Source organism: Corallococcus sp. AB049A, assembly GCF_003668885.1.
GTDB classification, from domain to species: Bacteria; Myxococcota; Myxococcia; order Myxococcales; family Myxococcaceae; genus Corallococcus; species Corallococcus interemptor.
On the sequence record NZ_RAWL01000336.1, the window covers coordinates 1 to 9727 of the forward strand.

The following is a 9727-nucleotide window of genomic DNA, read 5'->3' on the forward strand; positions in this document are numbered from 1 at the left end:
GTGGCGGCGCGGTTGGGAGGAGGCCCGCTGACGGGCAAGACGGTGCTGGTGACGGCGGGCCCCACGCGCGAGTACCTGGATCCGGTGCGGTTCATCTCCAATCCGTCCACGGGGAAGATGGGCCTGGCGCTGGCGCACGAGGCGCGTGCGTTGGGCGCGAAGGTGACGGTGGTGCTGGGCCCGGTGGGCGCGGTGGACCGCACGGGCCTGGAGGTGGTGGACGTGGTGAGCGCGGAGGACATGGCGCGCGAGGTGCTGTCGCGCGTGGAGTCCGCGGACGCGTTCATCGCCACGGCGGCGGTGAGTGACTGGAGGCCGGAGACGCGCGCGCCGCAGAAGGTGAAGAAGGGCGAGGGCCCGGAGAACTTGAAGCTGGTGCGCACGCCGGACGTGCTGCTGGAGGCGTCGCGCAAGGTGGCGGGGAAGCCGAAGCGTCCGGTGCTGGTGGGCTTCGCGGCGGAGACGGAGCGGGTGGTGGAGCACGCGCGCGAGAAGCTGGAGCGCAAGGGGCTGGACGCCATCGTCGCCAACGACGTCACCGCGGAGGGCGCGGGCTTCGGGACGGACACGAACCAGGTGACGGTGATTTCGCGCGGTGGGCCTGACCGCGTGTTGCAGGGGAGCAAGCGCGCGGTGGCTGCGGAGATCCTGTCGCTGTTGCTGGTGTCACCGCGCGGCTGAGCGCTTCGGTGTCATCAGTTGGAGCATCCAGCGGGCGAAGACGTTGGGCGGCTGGATGCGGGTGTTCTGGAAGGCAGTGAAGAACCAGACGCCGTCCCGCTTCACGGCGACCATGGTCTGGATGGAGCGGCGGCCCTTGGGGGCCTTGCGCTGCCAGCGCAGCTTGATGACGCCTTCGGTGTGGATGAGCGCCACGTCCGGGGCGAGGAAGCGCACGGACTTCACTTCACCGTCGAGCTGGGAGCCCCGGAGGACCCCGTCGAAGAGGGCCTGGTGGGCCTCCGCGTTGGCCTGGCGCCCCTGGATGTGGCTGCCGTCGAAGGCGACATAGTCCACGTCCTCCGTGAAGCATGCGGCGTAGGCCTGGGCGTCGCCCTGGTTCCAGCATTCGTAGAGTTGGTGCATGCGCTCGCGGATGGCGGCGGCGTCAGTGGTTGGGGACATGGGGCATGAGTAAGGCCGCTGGGGTCCTCTCCACCAGTGATGGTCCATGATGGTTAGAATCACGGGCGTGAATCTCTCCGCCATCGACCTCAACCTGTTCCTCGTGCTGCACGCGGTGCTGGAGTCCGGCAGCGCGACCGGTGCGGCGCGGGAACTCCACGTCACGCAGTCCGCGGTGAGCAACGCGCTGGCCCGGCTGCGGGACGTGTTGGGGGATCCGCTGGTGGTGCGCAGTGGACGCGGGCTGGTGCCGACGCCCCGGTGTGAGGAACTGCGGCCGTTCATTGCGTCCGCCGTGAGTCAGCTCCAGTTGGCGCTGGAGGGAGGGCAGGGCTTCGAGCCGGAGACGTGCACGCGGACCTTCACGCTGGCGGGCGCGGACCACCACGGAGTCTCGGACGTGCCGAAGCTCGCGGCGCTGTTCGCGAAGCGTCTTCCCGCTGCGCTCCTACGGGTCGTGAGCATCGACTACCTCGTGGAGCGGGACGGGCTCACCACGGGAGCGGTGGACGTGGCCCTGGGGCCCCCGGAGGCCACGGGGCCGGGCTGCCACGCGGAACCGCTGTACACGGATGACGCCGTGCTGCTCGTGCGCAAGGACCATCCGCGCATCCGGGGCAAGACACTGACGAAGGCGCTCTACAACACGGCGAAGCACATCGACCTGCACCTCGCCGAGGGGCGTCCGGGCATTGGCGCCCAGCAGCATGCACGCATCCTCAAGGAGCACGGGCTGACGCGAGAGGTGGGGCTCGCGGTGCCGCACTTCTTCGCGGCGGCAATGGCGGCGGCCCGCTCGGACCTGGTGGCGGGAGTGCCCCGCCGCGTCGCCAAGGCCTTCTGCGACATGCTGCCCCTGCGCACGGTGGAGATGCCCTTTCCCTCACCGCGCATGACCAAGAGCCTCATCTGGCACACCCGGACGGACGCGGATCCGGGTGCGCGCTACTTCCGTACGCTTGTCGTTGATGTGCTGCGACAAGTCGAATAGAGAACAACCAATTGTTGCCTGCTCAGGCGCTATTTGAGCTGCTCAGTAATCTCTGGAATTCTGCTGCTGACATGTTTTGTAATCCGAAGGCCTTTCGAACATGGTTGAAGGCTCTTTCCAGAAAGAGAAGTTGGCTCTCTGCGGACCAGTCTTCTCGCCGATCTTCAAAAAACGCGGCGTCCTTGAGTGCGAGCACTTGGTCGCGCTGAAATCGGGCAGCCCAGCGGACTCCCTGGAGTCCAACGACGCCCGCTTCAATTGTAAATGGGCCGGTAGCGCCAAAGTGCTGCAAGGTCGAGAGTGATTTGTTTAGAAACGTGCGCCACTGTTTGAGGAGATATTCATAGGAGAGAAAAATTCCCTCTGGAGTTTGCGTCAATGCGTCAGCATCGAAACCCCAGATCTCGCCTGTGTCGTCAAACCATTGGGTTGCTGTGCTGGCGTGCCAAACGTCATCAAGTTTTGAACCCACTGTTCGAAAAAGCGCGCCATCGGCATTGACGCCGAATGTTCCATTGTTCCATCTGCCTAGGGGGGTGAATCCCAGGTCATTGGGTCTGCCGAGCATTGCTGCTGCTCCAGGCATTGTTCCATTCCACCCTCCGGGAATTACTCGTAGATATGCGCCTGACGAACTCGCTAGCTGGGCGGTTTCATTGGTGTTGCTGAGCGAATTGCGATTCCATACTCGTCGATCCGAGCCAAACCACACTCCTCTGTTTGTGCCGTGAGGGCGTCTTTTTGATGTTGCGTGGGAAGGGGCGGAGAGGCCTGTCTCATTGTTTGGAGCTACAGAGGGTGTCAATGTGGCGATGCTTGGCACGGGGGGAACAACCGTTGAGTTGGCGGATACTGGTGGAGCCAGCTTGTCAGCCACTTCAGTCCAGAGTCGAATTGCCGCATCGTGGCTCGGGACAATGATGGGTCGGAGCGGTGTTCCGCTGATCAGTTCGGTTGAAGGGCGCCCATTGAGCTGAAATCTGAGAAAATCATTCCATCCTGCCTCAAGCATGATTGCTCGCCATGGCTGGAGGCGCTCTCGTTCTGATTGGCCAAGTTGGTCGAGCCACGTCAGGATTCTCGGATCCATCATGGAGCAGCCGAAAAACACAAACGCATTTTGCGTGCGCATGAGATTGAGTTGCGCTTCGAGTCGGGAGTATCGAGTGTTGAACTCGCTGTATGACTGCCCGGATAGAATGGCTGACTGCCAGTCTGCGCGATCCCCATGAATTTTTAATAGGCGAGGGGTGTCTGGGGTGGCTACGACCCGGAAGTTCCTATCTAGTTGTTGTTCCGTTACATGGACGTTAGCGTCGGCAAAGGCGCGCTCAAGCAAGTCATCATAGTTTGTCGTAATGATCGTGCGGATACTTCCTGCCTTCACCAGTCGGGCAAGTGAGCGATGGAAGGGGGTCGGAGTGCGTGGAGGGGCGAGCCTTTGCTCTAGCACTCGTTCCAGGGCTGACCTCCCCATTGAGCGGACGAAGGCATCGACGACTTCCGTAAAATCTTTATCTAGTGGCAGCGGATCGTCTGCGGCATCTTGAAGCGCGGCTAGTAGGGCTTTCGTACCTGGGTAGCCCGCAGCCTGTGAGGCGCCAGCCCCTACCCAGACTATTGGGTGAAAGGTTTGGATCATCCGCAGCAGCACTTCAGGACTTGCGGCTATAGGCGCATGCTGCTCTGCGTTCATGCTTGGTTGGGTTTCAGGCGCTGCTTGCTGGAGTGGCAATGGTGGAGCTTGGGTTGGGGTGGCTTGAGTGTCAGTTGCGAGGGAGGCGTCGTAGATGCCCTGAGGCTCGCCTTCGGGATTTTTTATCTTGCTACTGACAGTGCAGAGTATCTTTAGTCGAGCCAAGGCTGAATTCAGGTGGGGAGCACGTTTGGGCTGCGGCCCGCCTGGAATCTCGCCTAGTAGGTGTTTGAGAAGCTGAATCTTCTGATGTTGGCCGCTATTGTTTAAAATGGAGTAGACAAGATCGGTGCTTCGAAGAATGGCCCCAGGGGTGTCTATTCCGACATCTTCCGAGATGCTGCGAAGTGCTGTCTGGGTAAATTTTTCGCCGAGCAGTTTCCCTAAGAGAGCTTCGGCCTCAGCATTGTTCGGCCAACTGAGATCATCGCTTCCCTGTTCGTCGTCCATGTGTTCGTGCCCTCGAAAGTCCAAGTCAGCTGAATCGAAATTTCTTCGCCGCCATTTATAGCAGTAGCAGCTTGCCATAGGCGAGGATTGTAGAGTCTGGTGGTTGCTGCTGACGGCATCAACCTGAGGCGGCGGAGCCCAATCAGCCGTAGTGGAGTTTGTTGCTTTTGGTTCAGTGCGCTTAGGCACAACCATCGCCGTATGCAGGCGAATGGCCTGTTGTTGGACGTGACGCCACCGTAAACGCGCACGTCTCCGGAACCCTGTTCGCCAGTGATAGTGAAGCACTGCGGCACCTGGCACTCACAGGCGCGGTACTCGCGCGAATCGCGGCGTTCCAGGTGCGTGATGATCTGAAGGCCGGACGGCTCAGCGCGGTGCTGGAGGAGCGCAACCCGGGAGACACCGTCGTCTTCCACGCTGTGTTCCTGGAGCCTACGAAGCACCTCCCTGCGCGCATCCGGGGGGCTCGACTACTTCGCCGAAGTGGGCATGGGCTGACTGCCCACGCCTATTCCTCCAGCGGTCCGCTGCTCAGCCAGAACGCACGGTTGCCGCTGCGAAGCGCCTTCTCCAGGAACTCCGCGAAGGACGATGCAACAGGCACCAGTTCGGGGAACGTCTCGTGCCACGCGTCGAAGAGGGGGTAGCGACCAGACTCACTTCGTGCCACGTCCAGGACGACGAAGTCGGAGTCCTGCATATCGACCAGCGTGTAAAGAGACGCCGCACCAGCCGCGTCCCTGTCATTGCCACGGATGGCAACGCGCGCCCGTTCAATGCGCTCCAACGGCAGCATGTGGTAGTGCACATCCGGGAGCGGGGCGAAGAGCGTCGCTCCGTTGCAGTGCAGATAGAAGGCTCGCAGGTCCTCGTCCAGCTTCCACCCCATGCGCGCTTCAAAGGCCGTGATCTGCGCGGGTGTGGCGGGTGGACGGGGGAAGTGAAGGCGGGAGACTTCGGTCAGCAGGTTTTCCATGAAGACGGGAGCTCTCAACCCACGCCCTAATTCTCTGGCGGTTCACTGCTCAGCCAGAACGAGCGGTTGCCGCTGCGAAGCGCCTTCTCCAGGAACTCCTCGAAGGACTCCGCGATGCACGGTGCTTCGTCTGGATACGTCTCGTGAAACGCGTCGAACAGTGGGTAGCGACCGTTCTTCGCAGCAGCCACGTCCAGGATGACGAAGTTGGTGTCCTGCATGTCCACGAGCGTGTAGTGCGACGACGCTCCGTCCTCCTCCTCCTCCGAGCCTCTGATGGCACGCCGTGCACGCTGAATCTCGTCCAGCGGGAGGACCCGATACTTGGCGTCCGGCAACGTTTCGAAAAGCGTGCATCCGTCGCAGTGCAGGTAGAAGGCGCGCAAATCCGCGTCCAGGTTCCAGCCGACGCGCGCCTCAAAAGCGGCGATCTGCGTGGGTGTCGCGGGCGGACGCGGGAAGTGGAGGCGGGAAACTTCCGCCAGCAGTGAGTCCATGGCCATGAGCGCTCCTCAATCCACGTAGGGCCGCTCAGGCCCGGGCGTCAACCACTTGCCTCCTGGTGCATAGCAGGCAGGGTATTCCTTGTTGAAGACGCCGTGCACGTCGCCAGGTACTGGCAGCACGTTGTCCCGCGCCACCGGTGCGCCGCCGTGGCCCAGGTCGAAGATGTGGTGCCCAGCCCATGGCACACCGTTGGGGTTGGTCGGCCAGTCGCCGAATTCAGAACTCCACTCGCGCCGGTAGCGCGCACGCGCATTGTCCCAGGTGTCCCGTCGCCATTTTCCGTCCGATACCGTCGGGTAGTCGCAGCAGCAATGTGTGATGGCCAGCCGACCACCGGCCTCCGCGGGCAGGAACAGGTAGCGTCCCTTCCAGTCGCCTTTGATGTCGGCCAGCCACATGCAGCCCATGAGCGCATGCCCCTGTGCCGCGCACTTGGACTCGCAGCGGGACAAGAACGCCGCGCTGCACTGCCAGGGTCCGTAATAGATGGTCGTCTGGAGTTGTCCGCCGTCAGGCGTGCTGACCGTTCCCACCCACTTCGCCATGGCTGGCTTGCCCATCGTGCCGACAGTGGCCGAGCCACACCCGAAGAGCACAAGTACGATTGCTGCAAGAGCGGCACATCGAATCGGCAGACTGGCTTTCATGGCGACGCGTGATAGCGCGGCATGCCCGCGTTCGTCGCGACCTGTCCCGGCGGTCCTTCCACGCCATGGATGAACGTGTGCTGCTCCATGTTCACAGCTTCGTGGAAGTCCGGCTCGCCTTTCCCACCGTTCCAGTCCACGCGGTCCATCCGGATGATGCGTGACGAATACGGCAGCAGCGTCGCCGGATCCGTCACCAGCTCCAGTTCCACGTGCGCGTACCTTCCCTTGGTCTCGTCCGTCTGTCCGACAGGTTCACGGACGAGCTTCAGCTTCACGCACCTGGGTTCCGGCACCGCGTCGGAGCAGGGCACTCCCACGTCCAGCCGGACGCGTTCCTCCGCGGGGACCTCCTCGGTCTTCTTGCGGCCCGTGCCCACGGACATCGTCATGGGCACGACGTGCGTCATCCCGGGCGTGAAGCTCGCTCCGTGCCAGCTTCCAACCCACTCGTCCCAGCGGTTGCGCGCCTCTCGCTCCAGCCCGTTGGTGAGCGCCTTCGCCATCTGCGCCTTCTTCCCGGGACTCACCGGCAGCGCGTCCAGCAGGTCCTGGCCGGGGCCTTCCTCCAGCGGATCAATTCCCTGGAACTCTCCCTGCGCATCGATGATGGACGTTGCCAGGGGCTCCACGAAGGCAGGGAAGGGCGCCTCAATCACTTCCACGTCCTGGATGATCAACCGCCGGCGGCCCTGCTCATCCCCGGGCCCCAGCCGCATCGCGTACCGGCGCTGCGCCGTCATCCGGCCGCTCCAGTCCGACCGGACGTCCACTGTGTGCATCACCCGGATGGTGGACTGCTCCGGCCACGCGAAGCGCAGCGTCACCAGGTCCTTTCCCTTCGCGCCACCCACCGTGGCGCAGCCGAAGACCCCGGAGGACAGCGCTGCGATGACGAGCCACGGGCGCGGGACGGAGAGCATGTCCCGCCACGATAACAACGCCCGTCCCTCCGCGCGGCACGGTGTCTTACCCGGGCCGCGCGGACCGGACACTCAGGCCATGGCCGCCGTCGCACCGCGCCGCAGGCCCGCGTACTCCAGCGCCGCGAACAGCGCGACCGCCAGCGCCTGCGCCGTGACGAACGCCATTCCCAGCCCCGTGGGCGCCGTCGGCCCGTGCGTCATCAGCAGCACGCTGTCCACCACCCACAGCGCGTTCACCGCGACCACGAACCACACCGGCCACGCGGACAGGTGGGCCCTCGACGCCAGGTAGCCGAGCAGCATCGCGAACGGAATGAGCCCCAGCCCCGCCGCTCGCAGGAGCGCCGGCTCCAGGCCCAGCAGCGGACCCATGGGGCCCGCGGCCGCCGCCATCAACACGCCCATGGCTCCACTGGCGACTGCGTCCAGCAGCAGCGCGCGGCGCAGAAAGGTTCCCGACACGTTCTTGACGCTCATGGCACACGAATCCTTGCAATGGGTGGACGCGGCGGCGGCCGTGATGGCCGTCCGTCGACGGTGCACAAGATGCGAGCCGGCTCGCGCGGTGTCGATTACCTCCGAGGGAATGGAAGCGATGACGTGCGCCCCCTATCTTCCTTCCCATGACGAGCCTTCAGCAGAGCCGCCCCGTGGGAGAACTGCTGCGCGGCTGGCGCCAGCGGCGCGGGCTGAGCCAGATGGACCTCGCGTTGCGCGCGGAGGTCTCCACCCGTCACGTGAGCTTCCTGGAGACCGGCCGCTCCCAACCCAGCCGCGACATGCTGCTCCACCTGGCGGAGGAACTGGACGTGCCCCTGCGAGACCGCAACAGCCTGCTCGTCGCCGCGGGCTTCGCGCCCGTCTTCGCCGAGCGCCCCCTGGAAGACCCCGCCCTCAATGCCACGCGCGAGGCCGTGGAGCTGGTGCTCGCGGGCCATGAGCCGTACCCCGCGCTGGCGGTGGACCGGCACTGGACGCTCGTCACCGCGAACCGCGCCGTGGGCGTCCTGCTGGCGGACGTGGCGCCGGAGATGCTCCAGCCTCCCGTCAACGTCCTGCGCCTGAGCCTGCACCCGAACGGGCTCGCACCGCGCATCGAGAACCTGCGCCAGTGGCGTGACCACGTCCTCCACCGTCTGACGCGGCAGGTGGATGTCTCCGCGGATGCCACGCTCGCGGCGCTGCTGGAGGAGCTGCGCGGCTACCCGGTGCCGGAGGCCGCGCCGGATGCGAACTCACGCGACTTCGCGGGCGTGGTGGTGCCGCTGCGCATCCGCACGTCGCTGGGGCGCCTGTCCCTGTTCAGCACCACCACGGTGTTCGGCACGCCCGTGGACATCACGCTCGCGGAGCTGGCCATCGAGTCGTTCTTCCCGGCGGACCCGGAGACCGCCGAGGCGCTGCGGCGGGCCGCGACCGAGCGGGCCCGCCAGGACACCTGAGCCACTACGGCTTCACGCGCACCGTGCGCAGCGCCGTGCCCCAGGACACGACCTGATCCAGGAGCGTGTTCACCTGCTTCTCCTTGGCCGGGTCCGGCTTGAAGACGGTGTAGTGCTCGAAGTCCGTGGAGAGGAACAGCTGCACCTGCGCCCGCACCGTGGCCATCTGCAGCTCCGCGGCGACCAGGCGCAGCTGCTCCACCGCGCGCACGCCGCCCGCGCTGCCGTAGCCCACGAAGCCGGCGGCCTTGTTGTTCCACTCGGCATAGACGAAATCGAGCGCGTTCTTCAGCGCGCCGGACGTGCCGTGGTTGTACTCGGGCGTGACGAACACGTACGCGTCGTAGCCCTCCACCGTCGCGCTCCACCGCTTCGTGTGTTCCTGGGTGTACTTGCGCATGGACGGCGGGGTCGGTTCGTCCAGGAGGGGCAGGTTGAAGTCCTGGATGTCGACGATGTCGTACGCGGCGTCGCTGCGCTTCTTCGCGATGTCGTGGACCCAGGCCGCGACCTTGTCCGCCTTGCGTCCGGGCCGCGTGCTGCCGACGACGATGGCCACCTTGATCATGTGCGGGCTGCTCCTGTGGAACGGAAAGGACGGCATCTTCACCGTCTCCACCCGGCGGCAAGAGCGCTTCGCCCGGGGTGTGTCCTGATTCGACCAGAGCGCGTCCGCCCGGAAGGTGGCGCAAGCCCCGACCCTGGGCTAAGCGTACAGGCAACTTCCCCGGCTGCTTCCTTGCACCGGGACGGCCCCTTCGATACCGATCACCACCGTGAACGACGACACGCCTGATTCCGCGCAGGAGCTGGCCGATGTGCTCCAGGACGTGCGCCGCCACCTCCTCTGGCAGGAGGAGACCGCGGGCCGCTCGCTCCTCGTCGACGCGAAGCTCGCCGCCGAGCTCCAGCAGCAGCGCGCCGCCACCTCGTCCGTGCGCTCGATGATCGCCCGCACCAAGGC

General features: G+C 64.8%; 11 protein-coding genes and 1 pseudogene. 4 read left to right on the plus strand and 8 right to left on the minus strand.

The window, feature by feature from the left end; genetic code table 11:
• On the plus strand, positions 1–681 hold a 681-nt coding region (locus D7X55_RS28850; protein WP_199747195.1), incomplete at its 5' end, for a phosphopantothenoylcysteine decarboxylase.
• On the opposite strand, the gene D7X55_RS28855 is transcribed toward D7X55_RS28850, so the two are convergent.
• Positions 667–1125 carry an SgcJ/EcaC family oxidoreductase gene (locus tag D7X55_RS28855; RefSeq protein ID WP_121724731.1) on the minus strand — a complete coding sequence of 153 codons (459 nt, stop codon included), beginning with the start codon at positions 1123–1125 and terminating at the stop codon, positions 667–669. The genes D7X55_RS28850 and D7X55_RS28855 overlap by 15 nt on opposite strands.
• Before the next feature lie 46 nt (positions 1126–1171).
• Here D7X55_RS28855 and D7X55_RS28860 point away from each other — a divergent pair, with 46 nt between their 5' ends.
• Positions 1172–2116: a LysR family transcriptional regulator gene (locus D7X55_RS28860; protein WP_121724732.1), complete on the plus strand. Its 945-nt coding sequence runs from the start codon at positions 1172–1174 to the stop codon at positions 2114–2116.
• A gap of 22 nt (positions 2117–2138) precedes the next feature.
• Here the strand turns inward: D7X55_RS28860 and D7X55_RS28865 are convergent, their stop codons facing one another.
• The 6 genes from D7X55_RS28865 to D7X55_RS28890 all read right to left on the minus strand — a co-directional run bounded on the left by D7X55_RS28865 (position 2139) and on the right by D7X55_RS28890 (position 7798).
• A complete protein-coding gene (locus tag D7X55_RS28865; protein ID WP_158626439.1) occupies positions 2139–4262 on the minus strand; it encodes an SIR2 family protein in 2124 nt (707 codons plus the stop codon).
• A gap of 511 nt (positions 4263–4773) precedes the next feature.
• The gene (locus tag D7X55_RS28870; RefSeq protein WP_121724733.1) at positions 4774–5241 is read right to left on the minus strand and encodes an SMI1/KNR4 family protein; all 468 of its coding nucleotides are present in this window, start codon (positions 5239–5241) and stop codon (positions 4774–4776) included.
• A gap of 26 nt (positions 5242–5267) precedes the next feature.
• The gene (locus D7X55_RS28875; RefSeq protein ID WP_121724734.1) at positions 5268–5744 is read right to left on the minus strand and encodes an SMI1/KNR4 family protein; all 477 of its coding nucleotides are present in this window, start codon (positions 5742–5744) and stop codon (positions 5268–5270) included.
• A gap of 9 nt (positions 5745–5753) precedes the next feature.
• Positions 5754–6293, minus strand: coding sequence for a hypothetical protein (locus D7X55_RS28880; RefSeq protein ID WP_233610130.1), 540 nt, complete (start codon positions 6291–6293; stop codon positions 5754–5756).
• Between the two features lie 98 nt (positions 6294–6391).
• Positions 6392–7318 (minus strand): hypothetical protein, encoded by a 927-nt coding sequence (locus tag D7X55_RS28885; protein ID WP_121724736.1) that lies wholly within the window; start codon positions 7316–7318, stop codon positions 6392–6394.
• A gap of 72 nt (positions 7319–7390) precedes the next feature.
• Positions 7391–7798: a hypothetical protein gene (locus tag D7X55_RS28890; protein WP_121724737.1), complete on the minus strand. Its 408-nt coding sequence runs from the start codon at positions 7796–7798 to the stop codon at positions 7391–7393.
• A gap of 173 nt (positions 7799–7971) precedes the next feature.
• On the opposite strand from D7X55_RS28890, the gene D7X55_RS28895 reads away from it, so the two are divergent.
• A complete protein-coding gene (locus D7X55_RS28895; protein ID WP_304988906.1) occupies positions 7972–8763 on the plus strand; it encodes a helix-turn-helix domain-containing protein in 792 nt (263 codons plus the stop codon).
• 4 nt (positions 8764–8767) lie between these two features.
• Here D7X55_RS28895 and D7X55_RS28900 read toward each other — a convergent pair whose 3' ends face one another.
• Positions 8768–9331 carry an NADPH-dependent FMN reductase gene (locus D7X55_RS28900; protein WP_120552716.1) on the minus strand — a complete coding sequence of 188 codons (564 nt, stop codon included), beginning with the start codon at positions 9329–9331 and terminating at the stop codon, positions 8768–8770.
• Between the two features lie 208 nt (positions 9332–9539).
• Here D7X55_RS28900 and D7X55_RS28905 point away from each other — a divergent pair.
• A pseudogene (locus tag D7X55_RS28905) lies at positions 9540–9727 on the plus strand (uracil-DNA glycosylase); the annotation flags it as partial.